This is a genomic window from Burkholderia sp. BCC0322, from assembly GCF_902833045.1.
Taxonomy (GTDB): Bacteria; Pseudomonadota; Gammaproteobacteria; order Burkholderiales; family Burkholderiaceae; genus Burkholderia.
The window spans coordinates 13,611-36,773 of the sequence record NZ_CADFDU010000010.1 but is presented as its reverse complement, the minus strand read 5'-3'; the positions used below and the strand labels follow the sequence as shown (position 1 = coordinate 36,773).

The 23,163-nt window shown below is 67.9% G+C and carries 17 protein-coding genes; 8 read left to right on the top strand and 9 right to left on the bottom strand.

Annotation, left to right across the window (positions count from 1 at the left end):
- Nucleotides 1-20: 20 nt before the first annotated feature.
- The gene (adhP, locus tag HWX39_RS24830; RefSeq protein WP_175970454.1) at nt 21-1,049 is read right to left on the bottom strand and encodes an alcohol dehydrogenase AdhP; all 1,029 of its coding nucleotides are present in this window, start codon (nt 1,047-1,049) and stop codon (nt 21-23) included.
- A gap of 625 nt (nt 1,050-1,674) precedes the next feature.
- Here adhP and HWX39_RS24825 point away from each other — a divergent pair.
- The 3 genes from HWX39_RS24825 (at nt 1,675) to otsA (ending at nt 7,812) form a co-directional block, all read left to right on the top strand.
- Entirely contained in the window at nt 1,675-3,702 is a 2,028-nt protein-coding gene (locus HWX39_RS24825) for a TonB-dependent receptor (RefSeq protein ID WP_175970453.1), read from the top strand.
- Nucleotides 3,703-4,169: 467 nt separating this feature from the next.
- Entirely contained in the window at nt 4,170-5,789 is a 1,620-nt protein-coding gene (locus tag HWX39_RS24820; protein WP_175970452.1) for a methyl-accepting chemotaxis protein, read from the top strand.
- 616 nt (nt 5,790-6,405) lie between these two features.
- Entirely contained in the window at nt 6,406-7,812 is a 1,407-nt protein-coding gene (otsA, locus tag HWX39_RS24815; protein ID WP_175970451.1) for an alpha,alpha-trehalose-phosphate synthase (UDP-forming), read from the top strand.
- Between the two features lie 7 nt (nt 7,813-7,819).
- Here otsA and HWX39_RS24810 read toward each other — a convergent pair whose 3' ends face one another.
- Nucleotides 7,820-8,287, bottom strand: a complete 468-nt coding sequence (locus tag HWX39_RS24810; RefSeq protein ID WP_175970450.1) for an OsmC family protein — start codon at nt 8,285-8,287, stop codon at nt 7,820-7,822.
- Between the two features lie 83 nt (nt 8,288-8,370).
- Nucleotides 8,371-10,347, bottom strand: coding sequence for an ATP-dependent zinc metalloprotease FtsH (gene ftsH / locus HWX39_RS24805; protein ID WP_175970449.1), 1,977 nt, complete (start codon nt 10,345-10,347; stop codon nt 8,371-8,373).
- A 480-nt stretch (nt 10,348-10,827) separates the two neighbouring features.
- Here ftsH and HWX39_RS24800 point away from each other — a divergent pair, with 480 nt between their 5' ends.
- Nucleotides 10,828-12,492: an acid phosphatase gene (locus HWX39_RS24800; protein ID WP_175970448.1), complete on the top strand. Its 1,665-nt coding sequence runs from the start codon at nt 10,828-10,830 to the stop codon at nt 12,490-12,492.
- 98 nt (nt 12,493-12,590) lie between these two features.
- Here HWX39_RS24800 and HWX39_RS24795 read toward each other — a convergent pair whose 3' ends face one another.
- Complete coding sequence (locus tag HWX39_RS24795; protein ID WP_175970447.1) at nt 12,591-14,102, bottom strand: FAD-dependent oxidoreductase; 1,512 nt, start codon at nt 14,100-14,102, stop codon at nt 12,591-12,593.
- 277 nt (nt 14,103-14,379) lie between these two features.
- A complete protein-coding gene (locus tag HWX39_RS24790; protein ID WP_175970446.1) occupies nt 14,380-14,589 on the bottom strand; it encodes a hypothetical protein in 210 nt (69 codons plus the stop codon).
- A gap of 457 nt (nt 14,590-15,046) precedes the next feature.
- On the opposite strand from HWX39_RS24790, the gene HWX39_RS24785 reads away from it, so the two are divergent.
- The 4 genes from HWX39_RS24785 (at nt 15,047) to HWX39_RS24770 (ending at nt 18,142) form a co-directional block, all read left to right on the top strand.
- Complete coding sequence (locus HWX39_RS24785; RefSeq protein WP_175970445.1) at nt 15,047-15,463, top strand: nuclear transport factor 2 family protein; 417 nt, start codon at nt 15,047-15,049, stop codon at nt 15,461-15,463.
- Nucleotides 15,464-15,543: 80 nt separating this feature from the next.
- On the top strand, nt 15,544-16,302 hold the full coding sequence (locus HWX39_RS24780; RefSeq protein WP_175970444.1) for an SDR family oxidoreductase: 759 nt from the start codon (nt 15,544-15,546) through the stop codon (nt 16,300-16,302).
- A gap of 37 nt (nt 16,303-16,339) precedes the next feature.
- A complete protein-coding gene (locus tag HWX39_RS24775) occupies nt 16,340-17,176 on the top strand; it encodes an SDR family NAD(P)-dependent oxidoreductase (protein ID WP_175970443.1) in 837 nt (278 codons plus the stop codon).
- Nucleotides 17,177-17,233: 57 nt separating this feature from the next.
- Nucleotides 17,234-18,142, top strand: a complete 909-nt coding sequence (locus HWX39_RS24770; protein ID WP_175970442.1) for an NAD-dependent epimerase/dehydratase family protein — start codon at nt 17,234-17,236, stop codon at nt 18,140-18,142.
- A gap of 96 nt (nt 18,143-18,238) precedes the next feature.
- Here the strand turns inward: HWX39_RS24770 and HWX39_RS24765 are convergent, their stop codons facing one another.
- The 4 genes from HWX39_RS24765 to HWX39_RS24750 form a co-directional block, all read right to left on the bottom strand.
- Nucleotides 18,239-20,104 carry a phosphoenolpyruvate carboxykinase (GTP) gene (locus tag HWX39_RS24765; RefSeq protein ID WP_175970441.1) on the bottom strand — a complete coding sequence of 622 codons (1,866 nt, stop codon included), beginning with the start codon at nt 20,102-20,104 and terminating at the stop codon, nt 18,239-18,241.
- 525 nt (nt 20,105-20,629) lie between these two features.
- Nucleotides 20,630-21,406: a glucose 1-dehydrogenase gene (locus tag HWX39_RS24760; protein ID WP_175970440.1), complete on the bottom strand. Its 777-nt coding sequence runs from the start codon at nt 21,404-21,406 to the stop codon at nt 20,630-20,632.
- Nucleotides 21,407-21,515: 109 nt separating this feature from the next.
- Nucleotides 21,516-22,271 carry an SDR family oxidoreductase gene (locus HWX39_RS24755; RefSeq protein WP_175970439.1) on the bottom strand — a complete coding sequence of 252 codons (756 nt, stop codon included), beginning with the start codon at nt 22,269-22,271 and terminating at the stop codon, nt 21,516-21,518.
- Nucleotides 22,272-22,280: 9 nt separating this feature from the next.
- On the bottom strand, nt 22,281-23,147 hold the full coding sequence (locus tag HWX39_RS24750) for an SDR family NAD(P)-dependent oxidoreductase (protein WP_175970438.1): 867 nt from the start codon (nt 23,145-23,147) through the stop codon (nt 22,281-22,283).
- Between the last annotated feature and the right edge of the window lie 16 nt (nt 23,148-23,163).

Here is a 23,163-nt window from a genome sequence, read left to right as displayed (position 1 = left end):
CGCGCGCCGCGTGCATCGCATCAATGCATGTCGGTCAGCACGACGCGCCCGTCGACCTTGCCTGCGCGCAGTTTCGCGAACACGTCGTTGATGTTGCCGAGCCGGTCGCGATGGATGTGCGCGCGCACCAGGCCGTCGGCCGCGAAATCGAGCGATTCCTGCAGGTCGCGCCGCGTACCGACGATCGACCCGCGCACGGTGATGCCGTTCAGCACGGTCGAGAAGATCGGCAACGGGAAATCGCCGGGCGGCAAGCCGTTCAGCGCCACCGTGCCGCCGCGCCGCACCATCCCGAGCGCCTGCGCGAATGCGCTGCGGGACACGGCCGTGACGAGCACGCCGTGCGCGCCGCCGATCTCCTTCTGGATGACCTTGGCCGGATCGTCGAGCGACGCGTCGATCGTCAGTTGTGCGCCGAGCTGCCGCGCCAGCGCGAGCTTGTCGGGTGAAATGTCGATGGCCGCGACGTGCAGGCCCATCGCGCGCGCATACTGCACGGCCACGTGCCCGAGGCCGCCGATACCGGAGATCGCGAGCCACTGGCCCGGCCGCGTATCGGTGACGCGAATGCCCTTGTAGACGGTGACGCCCGCGCACAGGATCGGCGCGATTTCGTCGAACGCAACCTGCGCGGGCAAATGGCCGACGTAGTCGGGATCGGCCAGCACGTATTCCGCGTAGCTGCCGTTCACCGAATAGCCGGTGTTCTGCTGGCCGTGGCACAGCGTTTCCCAGCCCGTATGGCAGTACTCGCAATGGCCGCAGGCCGTATAGAGCCAGGGCACGCCCACGCGATCCCCTTCGCGCACATGCGTGACGCCCGCGCCGACCGCCGCGACGATGCCCACGCCTTCATGGCCCGGAATGAACGGCAGCGACGGCTTGACCGGCCAGTCGCCGTCGGCCGCGTGCAGATCGGTATGGCACACGCCCGATGCCTGGATGTTGACGAGGATCTGGCCGGGCCCCGGCGTCGGCACGGGCACCTCCTCGATGCGTAGCGGTTCGCCGAATGCGTGCACGACGGCCGCTTTCATGGTTTGAGTCATGGGTCGCTCCTGCCTGGTCGGTAGGCGATCCAGTATCCGGATTCGGAATCGAACGACGTTGATACGTATCAACGCACGGGACGATGCACGGCGATGGCCGCCGCTTCAAGGCGTCGCACCGGGGCGCGACGCCGGATCGCGCGTCGTCAGGGGCCGCGCGATTCGTCCTGGAAGAACTGCCGGTACCCGTCGCGCCACTGGAACAGCGGACCGTCGCCGTCGCACAGCAGCGGGCGGCGGCCTCGACGTGGTCAACGGATAAGCGTTCCGGCCAGGTTTTCACGACCTGGATGTCCGGACAGAGCCCCGCGCGGGCGCACCCCGCCGCTCCCGCTGCCATTTCACCCATCCGACAGAAACCCGACAGGATCCTGTCATCCGGCTTGGATTTTGAAATGATATAACATATCATTTCGCGTGCTCGTCCGCCTGGCTCCGTTCCACTCCGGGTGGCCGAGCCTCGTCGAGCCCTGTTCCAAAGGGTCACTGCGCGTCGCAGACGCAACAATATATCGTATCCAGCCGTGACCCGCATCGCTCGTTATCCGATCCGATTCCAACCGATTCACCGACCATGCGCGACCTCCCTCGTCTACCGCTTCGCCCGCTCTCGTCCCTTTCGCTGATGTTGTTCGCCGCCGTCGCGCACGCGCAGACCGATACGCCCGCCGTGTCCGGCACGCCACCGACCACCACGCTCGCCCCGATCTTCGTGACCGCGAACCCGCTTGGCGACCATGAGCTGATCGCGCCGACCGTCCAGCTTTCCGGCGATGCGCTGACACGCCGCCAGGCCGATTCGCTCGGCGAGACGCTCAACGGGCTGCCCGGCGTATCGACCACCACCTACGGGCCGATGGTCGGCCGCCCGATCATCCGCGGGATGGACGGCGACCGGATCCGGCTGCTTCAGAATGGCGTCGCGGCCTACGACGCGTCGTCGCTGTCGTACGACCATGCGGTGCCGCAGGATCCGCTGTCGATCGAACGCGTCGAGATCGTGCGCGGCCCGGCCGCGCTGCTGTACGGCGGCAACGCGGTGGGCGGGGTCGTCAACACGATCGACAACCGGATTCCGCGCGAAGCGATCGAGGGCGTGACGGGGGCGCTCGACGCGCGCTACGGCGGCGCGAACTCGGTGCGCGCGGGCGCCGCGCAAGTCGAAGGCGGCAATGGCCGCTTCGCATTCCACGTCGATGCGTTCGACCGCGAAATGAGCAAGCTGCGGATTCCCGGCTACGCACGCAGCAGCGCGCAACGCGCGATCGACGGCCCCGACACGCCGCAGCCGGAAGGCAACGTACCGAACAGCGACGGCCGCGTGCACGGCGGCTCGGTGGGCGCGTCGTACACGTGGGCGGACGGCTTCGCGGGCCTGTCCTACAGCGGCTACGAATCGAATTACGGCTCCGTCGCGGAAAGCGACGTGCGGCTGCGGATGCGCCAGGAGCGCCTTGCGCTCGCGTCCGAGGTGCGCAACCTGAGCGGGCCGTTCACGAAGCTGAAATTCGACTTCGCGTACACCGACTATCGCCACAAGGAAGTGGACAACGGCGAGACCGCGACCACCTTCCGCAATCGCGGCTACGAGGCGCGCATCGAGGCAACGCATCGCAAGATCGGCCCGTTCGAAGGCGCGATCGGCGTGCAGTTCGGCCAGAACACGTTCTCCGCGCTGGGCGACGAGATGCTGGTGCCGTCCACGCGCACGAACAGCGTCGCGCTGTTCGGCCTCGAGGAATGGCAGGTCGTCCCGGCGCTCAAGCTGAGCCTCGGCGGCCGCTTCGAGCACGTGAAGGTCGATCCCGATCCGGCCGGCGTCGAGAAATTCGCGGGGGCGCAGCCGCGCGAATTCAACGCGGGCAGCCTGTCGGCCGGCGCGCTGTTCTCGCTGACGCCCGTATGGTCGGTGGCGGCCAACGTCGCGTACACCGAGCGCGCGCCGACCTTCTACGAGCTGTATTCGAACGGCCCGCACGATGCGACCGGCCAGTTCCTGATCGGCAACCCGAGCGCGTCGAAGGAAAAGGCCGTGTCGACCGACCTGTCGCTGCGCTACGCGAGCGGCCCGAATCGCGGCAGCGTCGGCGTGTTCTACAACCGCTTCTCGAACTACCTGACCGAGTACAACACGGGCCGCGTGGTGAACGACGACGGCGAACCGGTCGCGCCCGGTACCGACGGCTCGCTCAACGAGGCGATCTACCGCGGCGTGCGTGCCGAGTTCTACGGCATCGAGCTGGACGGCAAGTGGCGCGCCTTCGCGCGGCGCGGCCATACGGTCGACCTGGAACTGACGGCCGAATACACGCATGCACGCAACGTCGACACGGGCCAGCCGCTGCCGCGCATCGCGCCGCTGCGCGCGACGCTCGCGGCCGACTACGGCTACGGCCCGTTCGGCGCACGCGCGCAAGTCACGCATGCGTGGTCGCAGCATCGCGTGCCCGACAACGACTTTTCGACGGACGGCTACACGTCGCTCGGCGTGATGCTCTCCTACAAGTTCCGCGTCGGCCCGACGCACTGGCTCGCTTACCTGCGTGGCGACAACCTGACGAACCAGGAGATCCGCTATTCGACCTCGGTCGTACGCGGCTTCGCACCGCAAGGCGGCCGCAGCGTGATGGCCGGGTTGCGCACCACGTTCTGACCCTCGCACGGCTCGCGGCGCCCGCCGCGGGCCTTTTTCCGGCGCCCCCAGTCCGCCGCGACATTCCGTTCATCCGCCATTACCGGCAATCGCGCGGCACTCGCCGACGACGCGAACCGGTTCCCTACCCGATTCAGCCAAAGCCAAATTCCGGCATTCATCCATAAATCGAAACAAATTCATCATACGATTATTAGCAAAACGACAGCTTTTGTTTCACCAAAGAAAACCGGTTTCAAATTCCACGTATAAACCTTTTAATCACGGGCACTCCAGCGATTCTTGATCAAAATCAAAGACGCCCACCCGACAACGATTCCAGCGCTAAAAAAACTAATATCAGGGTTTTCGAAGGGTAAAGAATCATCCGGTATACCCGTTAATGCCGGCACGAGCCCGCATCTGGTCGAACAATAATTTCAATTCGTTAACCACACGCACAGAGGCACACTGTGAAAATCGCCAGAATGAGCATCAAAACAAAACTCCTTGGCGGCTTCGGCCTGCTCGCAGCGGTCGTCGTGATCGTCTCGGGCATGGCACTCAAGGCGCTATCCGATACGAACGCCGAGTTTTCCCGCTACATGAACGGCATCAATGCGCGGGCGACCCTTTCCGCGCAAATCCGCACCGCGGTCGACCGGCGCGCGATTGCCGCGCGCAACCTCGTACTCGTGACCAAGCCGTCCGACCTCGAGCTCGAACTGGCCGAGGTGAACCGGGCGCACAAGGACGTGCAAGACCATCTCGCGAAGCTCAAGGACATGATGGCGAACGCGACCGACACCTCCGATCGTGCGCGCGAACTGGTGGCCGACATCGTGCGCATCGAAGGCAGCTACGGGCCCGTCGCGCTGCGCATCGTCGGGCTCGCGCAGGCCGGCAAGAAAGACGAGGCGATCGCCGACATCGACGACAACTGCCGGCCACTGCTCGCGCAACTGGTGCGCGCAACCGATGCCTACGCGACCTATACGCATGAACGCGAACTCGCGATCGCGCAGCAATTCGCGGATCGCTATGTGATGGAGCGCAACCTGCTGGCCGGGATCTGCCTGATCGCCGTCGCGGTCGCGGCATGCGGCGGCCTGTGGCTGACGCGCAAGATCACGACGCCGATCGGCTCGGCCGTGGACGTCGCACGCACGGTCGCGAACGGCGATCTCGGCAGCCGCATCGAGGTGAGCGGCAACGACGAGACGCGCGATCTGCTCGAAGCATTGCGAACGATGAACGAGCGATTGATCGGCATCGTCGGCCGCGTGCGCGATTCGTCGAACAGCATCGCGCATGCGGTCGGCGAGATCGCGTCGGGCAACCTCGATCTGAGCCAGCGCACCGAGGAACAGGCCGCGTCGCTGCAGGAAACCGCCGCGACGATGGAGGAATTCACGTCGACGGTGCGATTGAACGCGGAGAACGCGCAACAGGCCAGCTCGCTCGCCGCGAACGCATCGGACGTCGCGCAGCGCGGCAGCTCGGTGGTCGGCCGCGTGGTCGAGACGATGACGGAAATCGGCCACAGCTCGTCGAAGATCGCCGACATCACCGGCATCATCGAAGGCATCGCGTTCCAGACCAACATCCTCGCGCTGAACGCGGCCGTCGAAGCCGCTCGCGCAGGCGAACAGGGGCGCGGTTTCGCGGTCGTCGCAAGCGAGGTGCGCAACCTCGCGCAACGTTCGTCCACGGCTGCGAAGGAGATCAAGGAACTGATCTCCGCGTCGGTGCAGACGATCCGCGACGGCTCCGAACTCGCGGGCGAAGCCGGCAAGACGATGTCCGACGTCACGCAGGCCGTGGCGCGCGTGACGGACATCATGGGCGAGATCGCGGCCGCGTCGGCGGAGCAAAGCCGCGGCATCGACCAGGTGAACCTGACGATCACGCAGATGGACGAGACGACGCAGCAGAACGCGGCGCTCGTCGAGCAGGCCGCGGCCGCATCGAAGTCGCTCGAGGCGCAAGGCCGCGAGCTGTCCGAAACGGTTGCCGCGTTCCGGATGCCGTCCGGCACGCACGTGACGTCGCCGGGCGCGTACGCGCAAGCGCCCGCCGCGCATCACTGGCAGCCGGCCACCGCGTAATCGATACCGCAACGAGGCGACGATGCGCACGCCGTGCCGCCGCACTGCCTGCGTCACGCGTGTGCGCACCGCGCGATGCGCGCGGTGCTGCTGCGCATCGTCTCCGTCCGGCGCAGCGGGTTCTTATCCACGACGTCGCGCTTCGCCGATCCGCGTCACGCATACGGGTAGCGCCGTGCGTAGAGCCGCAGCCTCGACGGTCGTCTCTGTCGACCGGCGCGGCCTCGTGCGTGCGTCCTGACCTTCACATCCTGACCTGCGCATCGCCACGCACGATCGCCCGTGATGCGCGCTGTTGCGCATCGCATCGCGCACGCTGCGCTTGCGGCGTTGCGCAAGTTTCGATCCCGCCCGTGCATCGTGCGTTGCCACATCGGCGACAGGGAGATCGCGCAGCATTCGCCCGCGCATCGCCCGCCGACGCAGACTTTTAAAACGCACGAATGACGAGTATGCTAAAAAAAGCACTCCCCGGTCGGACGGCGAATCGCGTGCCCTGACTCCCGTCCGATCGCATTGCGGCCTCATCGCCGCGCGCACCGCGCGTCGATGGCGGCGTCTGTTTCTCGCGCCACGGCCGCACGAACCTTTCCCCCAACAATCGTCAGGAGAGCTGGTGAGCCGACTCGTCGTCGTATCCAATCGCATCGCAGATCCTCGTAAAGCCGCGGCCGGCGGGCTCGCCGTCGCCGTGAAAGACAGCCTGCAGGAATCCGGCGGCGTCTGGTTCGGCTGGAGCGGAAGGCTACGCGGCGGCGACGATCAGCCTACGCATGGCGAAGAGGTGCAGATCCAGAACGTCGGCGGCATCCAGCTCGCGACGATCGATCTCGACCCGCAGGATTACGACGCGTATTACCTCGGTTATTCGAACAACGTGCTGTGGCCGGTGTTTCACTACCGGCTCGATCTCGCGCAGTTCGACCGCCGCTTCGCCGACGGCTACCGGCGCGTCAACCAGCTGTTCGCGCGCAAGCTGCGCACGCTGCTGCGGCCCGACGACACCATCTGGGTCCACGACTACCAGCTGATTCCGCTCGCCGCCGAATTGCGCGCGATGGGCTGCACGAATCCGATCGGTTTCTTCCTGCACATCCCGATGCCGCCGCCGCCGATCATGGCCGCGATCCCGGAACACGAATGGCTGATGCGCTCGCTGTTCGCGTACGATCTCGTCGGCTTCCAGACCGAGTCGGATCTCCTCCACTTCGAGCATTACGTCGAAGCGGAAGCCGGCGCCGCGCGGCTGCCGGACGGCCGCCTGCGCGCGTTCGGCCGCACGCTGTCGGCCGGCGCGTTCCCGATCGGCATCAATGTCGACGAGTTCGAATCGCTCGCGCGCGATCGCGACGGCCTCGACATGTTCGAGCGGATGCGCGACGAGTATTCGCGCCGCCAGTTGCTGGTCGGCGTCGACCGGCTCGACTACACGAAGGGGCTGCCGCAGCGCGTGCATGCGTTCCGCCAGTTGCTCGAGCAGTATCCGGAGAACCGCAACCGCGCGACGCTGATCCAGATCGCCGCGCCGAGCCGCGAGGATCTCGGCGCGTACGACGACCTGCGGCGCGAGATGGACAGCCTGTGCGGCGCGATCAACGGCGACTACGGCGAACTCGAGTGGATGCCGATGCGCTACATTCACCGCACCGTCGCGCGCAAGCGCTTGCCCGGCCTCTATCGCGCAAGCCGCGTCGCACTCGTCACGCCGCTGCGCGACGGGATGAACCTCGTCGCGAAGGAATTCCTCGCCGCGCAGGACGCAGCCGACCCGGGCGTGCTCGTGCTGTCGCGTTTCGCCGGTGCGGCCGAGCAGTTGAAGCCGGCGCTGCTCGTCAATCCGTACGACACGCAAGGCACCGCGCAGGCGATCCAGCGCGCGCTCGCGATGCCGCTCGAAGAGCGCCGCGAGCGTCACGCGGCGTTGATGGCGATCGTGCGCAAGACCGACGTGCACTGGTGGCGCACGCGCTTTCTCGACGCGCTCGCCGAAGCAGCCGAGGTCGCGGCCGCGACCGAATCCTGACGCGCTTTCACGCGTCCGTCGCCACGTATTCGAGCGCCGCGCCGTTCACGTCGCACAGGTCGACCGAAACCGGGATGCCTTCGCGCAGGCTCGCCGTCAGTACGCAGTACGCATCGAACTGATCGAGCACGCGCGTCGCTGCCGCGAGATCGGCCCACGTCTTGCCGATCGACAGCCGTACCGACATCGCGCCCACCCGCACCCTGCCTGCTTCGTTCTGCACCATGTCGACGTCGATATGCGCGGCAACCGGGTGCGGATCGACACGCTGCTTTTCCAGCGCGAACAGCAGGCTCGCCGCGAGGCAGGTCGCGACGGCCGCGGCCAACAACCGGATCGGGTTCGGCCCGCGTCCGTCGCCGAGCGGCGGCGGCTCGTCGGTCAGCACCGGCGCCAGCGTCGTGCCGGCAAAAGCCACTTCGAAACAGAAACGCGCCTGCTGCGCGACATCGACCGATACGTGCGCCTCGCTCATGGCGACTCCGTGGAGATCAACGGGGAAAGAAACGCCGGCGCGCAGTCGCGTCGACGCGCGCCGCTCGCAGGTTCGCGGCATCTTCAGCGATCGGGTTCGCGTGGCGGCCCGTACGCGACGAAAACGCGCTCGACCGCGGACGCGTGCTCCGTTTCGATCGCGCCGCCGCGAGCGCCGGCTTCGTCGTCCGGCGCCGCCGTCGTTGCGGACGACGGATCGACGCGCCCGTCGATCAGTGCCTGCAGCGCGTCGCGTTCGAGCACCTCGCATTGCAATAGCCGGCGTGCGATGCGTTCGAGTGCGTCGCGGCGTTCGCCGAGCGTCATCGCAACCCGCGCATGCGCATTGGTCAGCAACGTGCGCACCTCGTCGTCGATCATCCGCGCGGTGTGCTCGCTGCAGCGCATGTCGCCCGCATGCCATGCGCCAGGTATGCCCTGGCGCGCTTCGCCATCGTCGAACGTCGCGAGCCCGATCTTCTCGCTCATCCCGTACTGCATGACCATGTGGCGCGCCATCGCGGTCGCGCGTTCCAGATCGTTCTGCGCGCCCGTCGACACGTCGCCGAACACGAGTTCTTCGGCAACGCGGCCGCCGAGCAGCGCATCGATCCGGTCGAGCAGCTCGCTTCGGCGCAGCACGTAGCGATCCTCGGTCGGCACCTGCTGCGTGTAGCCGAGCGCCGCGACGCCGCGCGGAATGATCGACACCTTCTTCACCGGATCGCAGTGCGTGCGGCTTTCCGCGACGAGCGCGTGACCGGCCTCGTGATACGCGATGGTCAGCTTCTCCTGTGCGTTCATCACGCGGCTCTTGCGCTCGAGGCCCGTCAGCGCGCGGTCGATCGCCTCGTCGAAGTCGGCCATGCCGATCGCCGGCTTGCCGAGTTCGGCCGCATGCAGCGCGGCCTCGTTGACGACGTTCGCGAGATCCGCGCCGACGAAGCCCGGCGTGCGCGACGCGAGTTCGCCGAGATCGACGTCGGCCGCGAGCTTCACGCGCTTCACGTGCACGCCGAGGATCTGCCGCCGGCCATTCACGTCGGGCCGGTCGATCGCGATGTGGCGATCGAAGCGGCCCGGCCGCAGCAGCGCGGGATCGAGGATCTCGGGCCGGTTCGTCGCGGCCATGATGATCACGCCGGAGCCGGCCTGGAAGCCGTCCATCTCGACGAGCAACTGATTGAGCGTCTGCTCGCGTTCGTCGTTGCCCGACATCGGCCCCACGCCGCGCACCTTGCCGAGCGCATCGAGCTCGTCGACGAACACGATGCACGGCGCCTTCTGCTGCGCCTGCTCGAACAGGTCGCGCACGCGCGCCGCGCCGACCCCGACAAACATCTCGACGAACGCCGAGCCGCTGATCGAGAAAAACGGCACGGCCGCCTCGCCGGCCACCGCACGCGCGAGCAGCGTCTTGCCGGTGCCCGGCGCGCCGACCACCAGCACCCCCTTCGGGATCTTGCCGCCGAGCCGCTGGTAACGGTCGGGGTTGCGCAGGAACGCGACGAGTTGCTGCAGCTCGGCCTTCGCTTCGTCGATGCCCGCGATATCGTCGAACGTGATGCCGGTTTCCTGCTGCACGTACACCCGCGCGCGGCTCTTGCCCATCCCGGTGAAATCCTGCAGCCCGCCGCGCTTGCGCAGCATCATGTTCCAGATGAACACGAACAGCACGAGCGGCAGCAGCCACGACGCAAGCGATGCGATCCAGCTCGTGTCCGGTGCGCCGTGATAGCGGATGCCGGCGGCGGTCAGCGTGTCGGTCAGGTGCTCGTCGGTCACGCGGTTGGTCGTGAAGCGCCACGGCGCGCCGGCCTGCTGCACGGCCGCGACTTCGGACGCCGGCAGCATCGTGCCGGCCTGCGGCATCTTCAGCATGCCCGAGATCGATGCCGGGCCGACTTCGAGATCGTCGACGAGCCGGGCGGCGACGAGCCGGTGGAAATCGCTGTACGCGATCGACGCCGGCGACGAATGCAGCATCAGCAACTGCGCGGCGAACAGCACGAAGAAGCCCGCCGCGATCAGCAATCCCGGGTAGTCGAATTTCCTGTCCATGGCATCGGGCCGGACGTGCGCGCTACGCTAGGCGGCGCGGCACGGCGGATGTGTGCGGCCACGCGCGCAGCCGGCGCGCGGCGTCGGCGGCCATGCGGAAGCGGCATTCATGCGGGCCATCGTCGCCTCGCTTCATCGCCTCGTTCGTCGCATCAATGGCGCCGCGACGACGCCGCGGGCCGGCGCCGCCGGGCAATCCTCGCCCGGGCGGCACGCTGCGACGCGCCGCCCCTGAATCAAGTCTAGTTCGCGCGCAGGCGTCGCGCATCGCCCGCGGCGCGACTCGAATCGTCCGACCAACACCTTTCATCTGCCCCCGTTGCCGCGTTATAGTCGCGCTCATGACATTTTTGTGACAGACGCATCGCGCCTGCCCATGCGCAACACGGGCTGTTGCCTTCCATCCTGCGGCGCGGCAGCCTGTGCGACGCCGCCGCGCATCACGCCCCCGTCCACCCGCCCATTCGAGGAACCCACGACGTGAACGACACCCCCGATCGCCCCGACGACCTTCCCGCCGATCCCGACCGCCGCCGCCTGCTCGGCGGCCTCGCCGCGCTCGGTGCGGGTGTCGCGCTCAGCGGCTGCGAAACCACGGCAGGCAGCGCGCCGCGCGCCGCCGCCGACCTGCGCATCGACGAAGCGTTGCGCCAGCGCGTGCGCCACATCGTCGTGATCTATGCGGAAAATCGCAGCTTCGCGAACCTGTACGGCGATTTCCCGGGCGTGCGCCATCCGCTGAGCGAGGTGCGCCCCGAGCACGCGCAGCAGCTCGATCGCGACGGCAAGACGCCGCTGCCCGTGCTGCCGAAGATCTGGGGCGGGCTCGTGCCGCAGGCGCAGGAAGTGGACGGCAAGCGCTACGCGATCGCCGAGCGCGACATCGACAAGCTGCCGAACGCGCCGTTCCTGATTACGGACGCACAGGGCAAGGCGCTGCCGAACGGCGTGATCACGCGCGACCTGTGGCACCGCTTCTACCAGAACCAGATGCAGATCGCGGGCGGGCGCAACAACCAGTTCGCCGCGTGGGCCGATTCGGGCGGCCTGGTGATGGGCCACTACCGCAATTCGGCCGACACGCTGCGGCTGTGGAATCTCGCACGGCAATACACGCTGTGCGACAACTTCTTCATGGCCGCTTTCGGCGGGTCGTGGCTGAACCACATGTACCTGATTTCCGCGCAGCCGCCGCTGTATCCGGACGCGCACAAGCATCCGCACGCGGCCAAGCTGCTGTCGAAAGTCGAGGGCGACGATCCGGCCGGCACGCGCCTGAAGCTCGCCGACGATTCGCCGGCGTCCGCGCTCGACGGCCCGCCCAAATTCGCGGGCGACGGCCCGCTGACGCCCGACGGCTATGGCGTCAACACGATGGCGCCGCCGTACCAGCCGAGCTACGTGCCGCCGGCCGACCCGGGCAATGCCGCATATGCGGATCCGGCCGATCATCGCGTGATGCCGCCGCAGGGCCATGCGACGATCGGCGACCGACTGTCGGAAAAGAACGTCGACTGGGCGTGGTACAGCGGCGCGTGGCAGTACGCGCTCGAGCATCGCGACACGGGCAACGTGCCCGATTTCCAGTACCACCACCAGCCGTTCAACTATTTCGCGAACTACGCGCCCGGCACCGACGCGCGCAGCAAGCACCTGCGCGACGCCGGGCTCGGCGACGAGCCGTCGACCAACCACTTCATCGCCGACATCGACGCAGGCCGCCTGCCGGCCGTCACGTTCTACAAGCCGCAGGGCAACCTGAACATGCATGCAGGCTACGCGGACATCGAATCGGGCGACCGTCACATCGCGACCGTGATCGACCATATCCGGCGCGGGCCGCAATGGGACAACACCGTGATCGTGATGACGCACGACGAGAACGGCGGCTGGTGGGATCACGTCGCGCCGCCGGTCGGCGACCGCTGGGGGCCGGGCTCGCGGATTCCGGCGCTCGTGATCTCGCCGTTCGCGAAGAAGGGTTTCGTCGATCACACGCTGTACGACACGAACTCGATCCTGCGCTTCATCAGCCGCGTGCACGGGCTCGCGCCGCTCGACGGGGTGGTCGCGCGCAACCAGGCGTTCGCCGCGCGCGGCGCGACGCCGCCGGGTGATCTGACGAATGCGCTCGATCTCGGCTGACGGCAGGCCGGCCTGATTGCTCGGCCGGCTGGTTGACCGATCAGGCCGGCGATACGACGACGCCCCGGGCAATACGATTGCCCGGGGCGTCGTTCATTTCAGGCCGGCAAATGCGACGCGGCGCGGCGCACTGCGTCGCACCCCGCTTGCGCGGCGTGACGCCCGGCCTGTCGGCCGAAGAACGTCGCGTCGGCCAGCGACAGCCCCGAGCTGTACCCCGCGCCCCAGCGCGGCAGCCCGCAGGTCGTGCGGCCCGCGGCATAGAGCCCGGGCACCGGCGCCCGCGCCGCATCGACCACCTGCCCGGTCGGCAGCGTGTCGAGCCCGCCGAGCGTGAAATGCGGATAGAACGCGTAGTCGATCCGGCAATCGAGCGCGACGAACGGCGGCTCGATCAGCGGCTGCAGCCACTTCTTCGCCTTGTGGAACAGCGGGTCGGCACCTTCGGCCGCATGGCGGTTGTAGACGTCGACGGTTGCCGTCAGCGTGCCCGCCGGCATCCGCAGGTCGCGTTCGACCTCCTCCCACGTTTCGCCGGCCGCCGCGATGCCGATCCGCGCGATCGCAGGCGGCTCCCGATACGTCGCCTGATCGACGAGCAGGTAGATCCGGTCGTCGGCCTGGTGGAATGCGTGATGGCCCGTGCGGCCGTGATAGCCGTCCTCGTTGATGAAGCGCTGGCCGCGCGCGTTCACGAAGATCCCCCTGATCAGCGATTCGGGCGCGTAGAACGGCAGGCTGACGAAGCCTTGATCCATATGAATCGCCGCGCCGCCCGCGCTCTGGCCGAGCAGGATGCCCGAGCCGTCGTCGCCGGGGCTGCCGATCGGTTCGTCCGAGCGCAGAAACTGCGGCGCATGCCGGCGCACCATCTCGCGGTTCATCGCGAAGCCGCCTGCGCACAGGATCACCGCGCGACGCGCCCGCACGAACGCCGTCTCGCCATAGGCGCGCAGCACGACACCGCGCACCGCGCCGCCGTCGTCGACGATCAACGCGAGCGCGCGCGTGTCGTAGCGCGTCGCGACACCGAGCGCCGCCACGCGCTCGGCCAGCACGCGCATCAGCATCTGCCCGCCGCCCCAGCCCGGCCATTGCGGCGTATGCCCGCGCGGGCACGGCTTCGCGGCGTCGCTGAACGGCCAGGCTTCCTCGCTGCCCGACCAGATCAGGCAATCGTCGGTTTCCGGTTCGACGATCCGCTCGGCGATGAACGTGTTCTTGTACGTCAGGCCCTGGGCAACGAGCCAGTCGTGGTGCGCCAGGCTTTCGTTCGCGTAGAGGCGCACCTTCGCGTGGTCGGCGTCGCGGCCGCCGGCCAGCATCAGGTAGCGGTACAGATCCTCGGTGTCGTCGGTAAAGCCGGCCTGCCGCTGCGCGGGCGTGCCGCCGCTGCCGCCGAGGTAGATCTCGCCGCCCGACAGCGCGCTCGTGCCGCCGTAACTCGACGCGCGCTCGACGATCAACGTGTCGGCGCCGGCGCGCGCGGCTTCGATCGCCGCGCAGGCGCCGGCCGCGCCGAAACCGACGATCACGACATCGTGCTCGGCATCCCAGCGATGCACGTCGCGGGTATTCAGGGGGCGGGTCAGGGAATAGTCGGATGTCATGAAGAATGGGGCGGCGTTGGGTCAATCCGCGGAAAGCGATGGGGGTGGCGAGAGCCTGACACGAGGTGCGGCGTGGATCTCGCCGTGATGCCCCGTTGTCGAGGCGTGCATGAGACGGCGCGCGTGCAAGACGCCCACCGTCTCGTGCCCGGATGAAGTCGGACCGCGTGAAGCGGGATCGGCGCGCGGCGAATCCACCGTGGTCATCGCGAAAGGCGTCCGTACGCCATCGCGCCGCCACGGCTTCCGCGCTGCACGGCGCGCGGCGGCACCGGCGTCACATGCCGCGCATCGCGGCGAAACCGAAATGCGACGGATCGATCGGCACGCAACCGGTCGGCAGGCCGTTCGCGTCGACCGAGCGGCATTGCAGGATGCCGGCTGCATACGGCGGCGACGGGACCTGATCGGCGCCGTATCGCGCCATCGCCATGACAGCGAACGTGCCCATCGCCAATACGCATAGCTTGCGAGTCGTCAGTCTCATGATCGTCGTCCCCTCCGGTGGTCCGCTGATGCGGTTCGTGTCCGGCGCGCATCGCATGCGGCGCCGGATGACTGCACGGTAGCCAGCGCCCGGCCGCCGGCCATCGTCCGTTTCGACTAGGGGCAAACGCCGAGCAGGCGATGCGCGGCCTGACGCATCGCAACATCGCACGCTTCGGCTTCGCCCACGTGGATGAACGCGACCCGTCGCGCGCCTGTCGCAGCCGGCCGCACGAATCGTCAGACGCATGCCGTGCACGGGCGCTGCGCCGCACCATCCATACCCCCTCATGTGACCCGCGCGGCCGGCCCCGGTGTTTTCCCCGACCCTCGCCCTGCTCCGTATGGATGATGAATCCCGGCCTGCCCGGTGCGAACCTGCCGTCGACGTCGCAATGCCGCCGCGTCGGCCCACCTCGCGCGGCCGGCGCGCTCCGTCCTTCCACGGGAACCAACGCATGACCGATTCCAATCCCCGCCACGCGCTGTACGAACTTGCGTGCCGCTACGCGCAAGCCGTCGACCGGCGCGACTGGCCACGACTCACCACGCTCTTCACCTCCGATGCAACCCTGGCCGGCCCCGGCTTTCGCTTCGACGACCGCGACGCGATCGTCGCGGGCATGCGCGTGATCGAGCGCTACGAAGCGACCCAGCATCACATGCACAACCAGCTCATCACATTCGACGGCGGCGAGGCCGACGTCGAGACCTATGGCGTCGCATGCCACGTCTACGTGCGCGACGGCGTGAAACGCAAGCTCGACTGGGGGCTGCGCTATCGCGACCGCTGCGTGTTCGACGGCGTCGCGTGGCGCTTCACCGCGCGCACGCTGCACGTCGACTGGGCACAAGACCTGCCGCTGGAGGGCTGAACGATGCGCAACCCTGCACCCGTCGACGGGCGCCGCATGAGCACCTCCCTGCTTTCAACGTCAAAGGAATTCGACTGCCCATGAATCGAGTCGCAAACAAGGTTGCACTGGTCACCGGCGCGGCAAGCGGCGTCGGCCGCGCGGATGCGCTGCTGCTCGCCGCCGAAGGCGCGCGTGTCGTGCTGACCGACATCGACGAGGACGCAGGCCGCGCGCTCGCGCGCGAGATCGGCGACGCGGCACTGTTCGTCCGCCACGACATTGCCGCTGAAGAAGATTGGCAGCATGCGATCGCGTCGGCGCTCGACCGCTTCGGCCGTCTCGACGTGCTCGTCAACAACGCGGCGATCTGCCCGGTCGGGTCGATCGAGGACACGAGCCTCGACACGTGGCGGCGCGTGATGCGCACCAACGCCGATGGCTATTTCCTCGGCTGCAAGCATGCGATCGGCGCGATGAAGGGCAACGACACGCCGGGCTCGATCGTGATGATGTCGTCGGTCGCCGCACTCGGCGGGTTGCCGATGATGTGCGCGTACACCGGGTCGAAAGGCGCGGTGACGGCGCTCGCGCGCAGCGTCGCCGTGCACTGCAAGCGCAGCGGCTACCGGATCCGCTGCAACTCGATCCATCCGGACGGGATCTGGACACCGATGACGCAGGCGCTGATGCCCGATCTCGACCCGGCCGCGCTCGGCATCGGCAGCGACCCGATGGCGCGCATGTGCGACCCGCAGGACGTCGCGAATCTCGTGCTGTTCCTCGCGTCCGACGAATCGCGCTTCGTGAACGGCGCGGAGCTGCGGATCGACAACGCGCAACTGGTGTCGTCGCTGTGACGCGACGCACCCCCTTCCCGTTCAAAGGAGTCCATCGATGATTTCATTCACCGGCAAGACCGTGTTGATCACCGGCGGCGGCGCGGGCATCGGCCGCGCGTGCGCGGAAGCGTTCGGCGCGGCCGGCGCGCGCGTCGCGGTGGCCGAGATCGATCCGGCCCGCGCGCAGGACGTGCGTCGCGCGCTCGAAGCGGCGGGCGTCGATGCGCTCGTCGGCACCGTGGACGTCACGCGCCGCGACGAGGTCGATGCGTTCGCGCGAACCGTCGATGCACGTTTCGACGGCCTCGACGTGCTCGTCAACAACGTGGGCGATTTCCTGCAGATCGCGAAACCGTTCGACGACTGCACCGACGACGACATCGCGCGGCTGTTCGACGTGAACCTGCGCCAGGCGTTCATCGTCACGCGCGCGATGCTGCCGTTGCTGCGCAAGCGCGGTGCGGGCAGCAGCATCGTCGGCGTGTCGTCGATCGAAGGTTTCCGCGCGATTCCGAACTGCACCGTGTACGCGTCGTTCAAGGCCGCGCTGACCGGCTTCACGAAGAGCCTCGCCCTCGAGCTCGGGCCGGCCGGCATTCGCGTGAACCAGATCGCTCCCGAAACCACCGAGACGCCGCAGGTGCCCGTCAGCGCAATGGTCGCGGCCGAGCATCGCGAGCACATCCCGCGCTGGATCCCGCTCGGGCGCTTCGGCGCGGCCGGCGATATCGCGGGCGCCGCGCTGTTCCTCGCGAGCCCGCTCGCCGCATGGGTCACCGGCACGACGCTGCATGTCGACGGCGGCGCGCTCGCGGCGGCCGGCTGGTATCGCGACCCAAACGGCTTCTGGACCAACCTGCCCGTCGTCACGGGCAACGGCTTCAACTTCTGAGCGGCACCGCTCGCCTGTTCATTTCACGCGGCGCAGTGGCGCCGCCACGGAGACTCCATGAAGATCCTGATCGTCGGCGGCACCGGCCTCATCGGCGGCCATGCCGCGCTGCACCTGCACGCGCAGGGCAACCACGTCACGCTCGCCGCGCGCAAGCCGCCCGCGCCCGACAGCGCACTCGCGCAGTTCGACGTGCTGCTGCGCGACTACGTGGCCGGCAATTTCACGCGCGACGACCTTGCGCCGTTCGACGCGGTGGTGTTCGCGGCGGGCAACGACATCCGCCACCTGCCGCCCGGCACCGACGAAGCCGCGCACTGGGAACGCGCGAACGTCGACGCGGTGCCGCGCTTCTTCGCGCTCGCACGCGACGCGGGCGTGAAGCGTGCGGTGCTGGTCGGCAGTTTCTATCCGCAGGTCGCGCCTGCGCTCGTCGATACGGTGCCGTACGTCCGCTCGCGCCATCTCGCCGACGAACGCGTACGCGCGCTCGCGGCGCCGTCGTTCGCCGTCTGCAGCGTCAATGCGCCGTTCGTGGTCGGATCGGTACCGGGGCTGCGCAACGCGATGTTCGCCGCCTACACCGGCTATGCGCAGGGCCAGTTCGCGGGGCTGCCCGTGTTCGGGCCGGCCGGCGGCAGCAACTTCATCTCGACGCAATCGCTGTCGGAAGCAATCTGGGGGGCGCTGCAGCGCGCCGAAGCGGGCAAGGCCTACCTCGTCGGCGACGAGAACCTCAGCTTCGCCGACTATTTCGCGGCGTTCTTCCGCGCGGCCGGCAATCCGCAGCACGTGCCGTCGCTCGACCAGGAGCATCCGCTGCTGCCCGACATCGCGATCTACACGGGGCGCGGCAACGTCGTGTCGTACGAGCCCGATCCGGCCGACAGCGCGCTGCTGCGCTACCGGCGCGGCGACGTGCAGCGCGCGGTGGACGAAGTCGTCGCGCATTGCCGCGCGCAATGAGCGAACGTCGCACGCGCGCAGCGGATGCAAAAACGTCCCGCCGCCGGTCATGAATGCCGGCGGCGGGACGTCAGGGTACGACGTCGATGCGAACCGTCAGGCGCCGATGCGCTGCTCGATCTTCTTCATCGTGTCGGTCATTTCGGCTGGCAGGCGCAGCTTCAGCATCTCGAACAGCGCCGCATGAAGCTTCAGTTCCTCGCGCCATTCGTCGGCGTTCATCGACGTCACCGCCTCGAACTGCTCGCGCGTGAAATCGAGGCCGTCCCAGTGCAGGTCCTCATACGCCGGCGACACGCCGAACGCATGCTCGCCGCCGCCACCCGTGCCTTCGAGACGATCGAGCATCCACTTCAGCACGCGCATGTTCTCGCCGAAGCCCGGCCACACGAACTTGCCGTTCGCATCCTTGCGGAACCAGTTCACGCAATAGATCTTCGGCAGTTTCGCGCCCGCGCCTTCGAGTTGCTTGCCGAGTTTGAGCCAGTGCGCGAAATAATCGCTGACGTTGTAGCCGCAGAACGGCAGCATCGCGAACGGATCGCGACGCACGATGCCCTGCTGACCGACCGCCGCGGCGGTCGTCTCCGAGCCCATCGTCGCGGCCATGTACACGCCTTCGACCCAGTCGCGCGCCTCGGTCACCAGCGGCACGGTCGTCGAACGGCGGCCGCCGAAGATGAACGCGTCGATCGGCACGCCGGCCGGGTTCTCCCAGTCAGCGTCGATCGACGGGCACTGCGCGGCCGGCGCCGTGAAGCGCGAATTCGGATGCGCCGCCTTGCGGCCTGTTTCCTTGCCGATTTCCGGCGTCCACGGGTTGCCCTGCCAGTCGGTCAGTTTTGCGGGTGGCGTGTCGGTCAGCCCTTCCCACCACACGTCGCCGTCTTCCGTCAGCGCGACGTTCGTGAAGATCACGTTTTCGGTGAGTGTCGAAATCGCGTTCGGGTTGGTCTTCACGCCGGTGCCCGGTGCGACGCCGAAGAAGCCGGCTTCCGGGTTGATCGCATACAGCCGGCCGTCGCGGCCCGGCTTCAGCCACGCGATGTCGTCGCCGATCGTCGTGACCTTCCAGCCGTTGAAGCCCTGCGGCGGAATCAGCATCGCGAAGTTGGTCTTGCCGCACGCGGACGGGAACGCAGCCGCGACGTGATACTTCTTGCCCGCCGGCGACGTCACGCCGAGGATCAGCATGTGCTCGGCGAGCCAGCCCTGGTCGCGGCCCATCGTCGACGCGATACGCAGCGCGAAACACTTCTTGCCGAGCAGCGCGTTGCCGCCGTAGCCCGAGCCGAAGCTCCAGATCTCGCGCGTTTCGGGGAAATGCACGATGTACTTGACCGGGTTGCACGGCCACGGCACGTCCTGCTGGCCGGCTTCGAGCGGATGGCCGACGCTGTGCACGCACGGCACGAACTCGCCGTCCTCGCCAAGCACGTCGTACACCTCACGGCCCATGCGCGTCATGATCCGCATGTTCACGACGACGTACGGGCTGTCGGACAGTTCGACGCCGACGTGGGCGATCGGCGAGCCGAGCGGGCCCATCGAAAACGGCACGACGTACAGCGTGCGGCCACGCATCGAGCCGCGGAACAGGCCGTTGAGCGTCTCGCGCATTTCGGCGGGTTCGATCCAGTTGTTGGTCGGGCCGACGTCGTCGCGCGATGCCGCGCAGATGAACGTGCGATCCTCGACGCGCGCGACGTCGGACGGATCGGATTGCGCGAGATACGAGTTCGGGCGCTTCGCCGGGTTCAGGCGCGTGAGCGTGCCCTGGTCGACCATCGCCTGGCACAGCGCATCGTTTTCTTCCTGCGAACCGTCACACCACACGACGCGCTCGGGCTCGGTCAGCGCCGCGATGCGCGACACCCAGTCGATCAGCTTGCGATGTTTGACGAAAGCCGGCGGAGCGATGAGCGGGCCGTGTGTTGCTTCGGCCAAAGTGTTTTGCGACATGAGGATGTCTCCAGATTATTGGGCGGGGATGGGGGTTGCGGGGCGAGCCCGCGAGATGGGGTATGCGATTGGGGCGCAGGGTGCGGCGGCGCGCAGGACGGGACGCGCGAGCGGAGCGCGCGTCGATACCGCGATGCATGCGAGAGAAGGTGATGTCTCTTTAGTAATTGCGAACGCGAGTTTCGCCATACAAGCAACCTGCCGTACAACGTCATGACGGCCAGCATACCATCGCCGTTATTCGGCAGACGTTGCGTTGCAACAAGAAACAACGCTGCCGGCGAGCGGGCACGCCGGTTGCCTGTGCGTTCTTTTTACAGCGTCTTTGCGCGCGCTTTGGGGACGAAACGGCCAGGACGGCCGTCCGCCAACGGTTTCGCGGGAGCGGCAAATCTGGCGCGCCGCTCCCGCGTGAAGCCAACGCGGACACGGGCCGTGCGAATTCACGTTTTCGCTACTCAGGCAAACCCTGAATTAGGTTGCGTACACAAACATCTGACGTGAAGGCTCGGCAGGCACCCCTGCTCAAAACGGCGCGCCAGGCAATCCGGGGTAATACGCGCCTGCCGCCATCCCGCCGTCGACGGCCAGCTCGGCACCGTTGCAGTACGACGCTTCGTCGCTCGCGAGGAACAGCGTCGCACGCGCGATTTCGTCGGGCAGGCCGACGCGCTGCAGCGGCACGTTCGCATAGTGCTTGTTGATGTCCTCGAGCGGCGCGCCGGTCGGGTTCGACATCGCGGTGTTCACGCCGCCCGGATGAATCGAATTCACGCGCACGCCCTGATGGCCGAGTTCGAGCGCCGCGACCTTCGTCAGCCCGCGCACGCCCCACTTGCTCGACACGTACGCGGCCAGTGCGTTCACCCCGCGCAACCCGTCCACCGACGAGATGTTGACGATCGACCCGCTCCTCTGCGCGATCATGCGCGGCGCGATGGTTCGGATTCCGACGAACGTCCCGACGAGGTTGATCGACACCGCGCGCTCGAAATCGCGCTTCGACAGTTCGGTGATGCCGCCGAACGTCAGCACGGCTGCATTGTTGACCAGTACGTCGATACGGCCGAACTGCTCCATCGTCGCTTCGGTCACGCGCACCCAGCTCGCTTCGTCGGCGACGTCGAGCCGCATGAAGCGCGCCGCGTCGCCAAGCTCGCGCGCGAGCGCTTCGCCTTCCGCGTCGAGCACATCGCCGATCACGACGCGCGCGCCCTCCGCGACGAACAGCCTGCACGTCGCCGCGCCCATGCCACGCGCACCGCCCGTGACGATCGCTACCTTTCCTTCCAGTCGACCCATGTCGTCCTCCGTTCGAATCAGGTTTGCCGGCTGCCGCGCGCATACGGGCGCGTGCTCGCCGGTTCATGATTGGCATGCGGCGAACGCCGCATGCCGTCAGCCCCCGCCGTCAGCCCCAGTAAGCCTGCCCGCCGTCGAGCGGCAGCGTCGCGCCCGTCAGGTATGCGGCGTCGCGGCTCGCCAGGAACACGATCGCGCGCCCGATGTCCTGCTCGCAGTCGCCGACGCGGCCGAGCGGAATCGTGCGGAAGAACGCGGCGGCTTCCTGCGGATTGGCGTCGATCCAGCCTTTCAGGCCCGGCGACAACGCATGCGGCGCGACCGCGTTCACGCGGATGCCGTCCACGCCCCATTCGCACGCCGCCGCGCGCGTCAGCGCACGAATCGCCTCCTTGGTCGCCGCGTACGCGCCGTAGCCGGACGCATCCCAGCGCACCGCGGCCGACGAAGCGAAATTGACGATCACGCCGTCGCCCTTCAGATACGGATGGCACGCGCGCATCATTCGCAGCGTCGCGATCGGCCCCGATTCGAGCCCCGCCAGGAAATCCGCGTCGGTCACGTCGAGCAGGCGGCCGAGCGGCACGACCTGCGCGTTGTTGATCAGGATCTGCACGCCACCCAACCGCGCGACGACGCTGTCGACGCACTGCTCGATCTGCGTCGCGTCCATCACGTCGCACACGAACGGCTCGGCCACGCCGCCGCGCGCGCGGATCGTCTCGCAGGTCGCGAGCAGCTTGTCGCGGGTACGACCGACCACCGCGACCTGCGCGCCTTCCGCTGCGAGCGCCTGCGCGACGCCCTGGCCGACGCCCTGCCCCGCGCCCGTCACGAGCGCGACCTTGCCTTTCAGGATGTCCATGCGCGCGCCTCAGGCGACGATCGCCGGATGCGCCTGCACGGGCCCGCCGAGCAGTTCGCGGTACGACGGCGGCTGCTTGCCGTCGAGATCGGCGATGCCGTACCGCAGCGCGGCTTCCGCGCCGACGAGCACCTGCCCCGACAGCGCCATGCGCTGCGGATCGCCGTGAATCGCGTGAATCACGCGGCCCGTGAACTCGGGGCTTTCCGCGACGAGCGAGAATTCCTTGTACAGATCCGGGTGTGCCTCCCACACGCGCGTCGTGCGCTCGGTGCGCAGCGGACCCATCCAGATCGACACGGCCGCGACGTCGAACGGCTTCAGGTCGACGGCCATGTCCTTCGCGAACTTGTCGACGCCGGACTTCTGGGCGCCGTAAGCCGCGCCGTGCATGTAGCAGCTCGCACCGAACGACGACGTGAACGCGATCAGCCCGCTGCGGCGTTGCGCCATCAGCCGCGCCGCGTGCCAGCTCGCGACATAGGCCGAGCGCAGCCCGACATCGAGGATGTTGACGAGGTCGAGCGACTTTTCCCAGAACGGGCCCGGCAGGATCAGCTGATCGTGCAGGCAAGTCGCGTTGTTGACGAGAATGTCGAGCCGCCCGCTGTCGCGTTCGACACGCTCGAACAGCGCCTTCACCTGCGCGTCGTCCGCGTGGTCGCAGGCCACCGCGATCCCGCGACCGCCGAGCGCATCGATCTCGCGTGCGGTCTCGTGAATCGTGCCGGGCAGCGGCGCGTCGCCTTCGTTCTGCGAGCGGCCCGTTACATAGACGGTCATGCCGGCCGCGCCAAGCGCACGCGCGATGCCCTTGCCCGCGCCGCGCGATGCGCCCGTCACGACGGCAACCGGCGCATCGTGGTTCTGTGTCATGTTCGATGTCTCCTGT

Excerpts from the sequence above, each read along its gene's own strand:
- adhP (WP_175970454.1), bottom strand. The coding sequence starts at position 1,049 with ATGACTCAAACCATGAAAGCGGCCGTCGTGCACGCATTCGGCGAACCG.
- HWX39_RS24825 (WP_175970453.1), top strand. The coding sequence starts at position 1,675 with ATGTTGTTCGCCGCCGTCGCGCACGCGCAGACCGATACGCCCGCCGTG.
- HWX39_RS24820 (WP_175970452.1), top strand. The coding sequence starts at position 4,170 with ATGAGCATCAAAACAAAACTCCTTGGCGGCTTCGGCCTGCTCGCAGCG.
- HWX39_RS24810 (WP_175970450.1), bottom strand. The coding sequence starts at position 8,287 with ATGAGCGAGGCGCACGTATCGGTCGATGTCGCGCAGCAGGCGCGTTTC.
- ftsH (WP_175970449.1), bottom strand. The coding sequence starts at position 10,347 with ATGGACAGGAAATTCGACTACCCGGGATTGCTGATCGCGGCGGGCTTC.
- HWX39_RS24795 (WP_175970447.1), bottom strand. The coding sequence starts at position 14,102 with ATGACATCCGACTATTCCCTGACCCGCCCCCTGAATACCCGCGACGTG.
- HWX39_RS24790 (WP_175970446.1), bottom strand. The coding sequence starts at position 14,589 with ATGAGACTGACGACTCGCAAGCTATGCGTATTGGCGATGGGCACGTTC.
- HWX39_RS24785 (WP_175970445.1), top strand. The coding sequence starts at position 15,047 with ATGACCGATTCCAATCCCCGCCACGCGCTGTACGAACTTGCGTGCCGC.
- HWX39_RS24780 (WP_175970444.1), top strand. The coding sequence starts at position 15,544 with ATGAATCGAGTCGCAAACAAGGTTGCACTGGTCACCGGCGCGGCAAGC.
- HWX39_RS24775 (WP_175970443.1), top strand. The coding sequence starts at position 16,340 with ATGATTTCATTCACCGGCAAGACCGTGTTGATCACCGGCGGCGGCGCG.
- HWX39_RS24770 (WP_175970442.1), top strand. The coding sequence starts at position 17,234 with ATGAAGATCCTGATCGTCGGCGGCACCGGCCTCATCGGCGGCCATGCC.
- HWX39_RS24765 (WP_175970441.1), bottom strand. The coding sequence starts at position 20,104 with ATGTCGCAAAACACTTTGGCCGAAGCAACACACGGCCCGCTCATCGCT.
- HWX39_RS24760 (WP_175970440.1), bottom strand. The coding sequence starts at position 21,406 with ATGGGTCGACTGGAAGGAAAGGTAGCGATCGTCACGGGCGGTGCGCGT.
- HWX39_RS24755 (WP_175970439.1), bottom strand. The coding sequence starts at position 22,271 with ATGGACATCCTGAAAGGCAAGGTCGCGCTCGTGACGGGCGCGGGGCAG.
- HWX39_RS24750 (WP_175970438.1), bottom strand. The coding sequence starts at position 23,147 with ATGACACAGAACCACGATGCGCCGGTTGCCGTCGTGACGGGCGCATCG.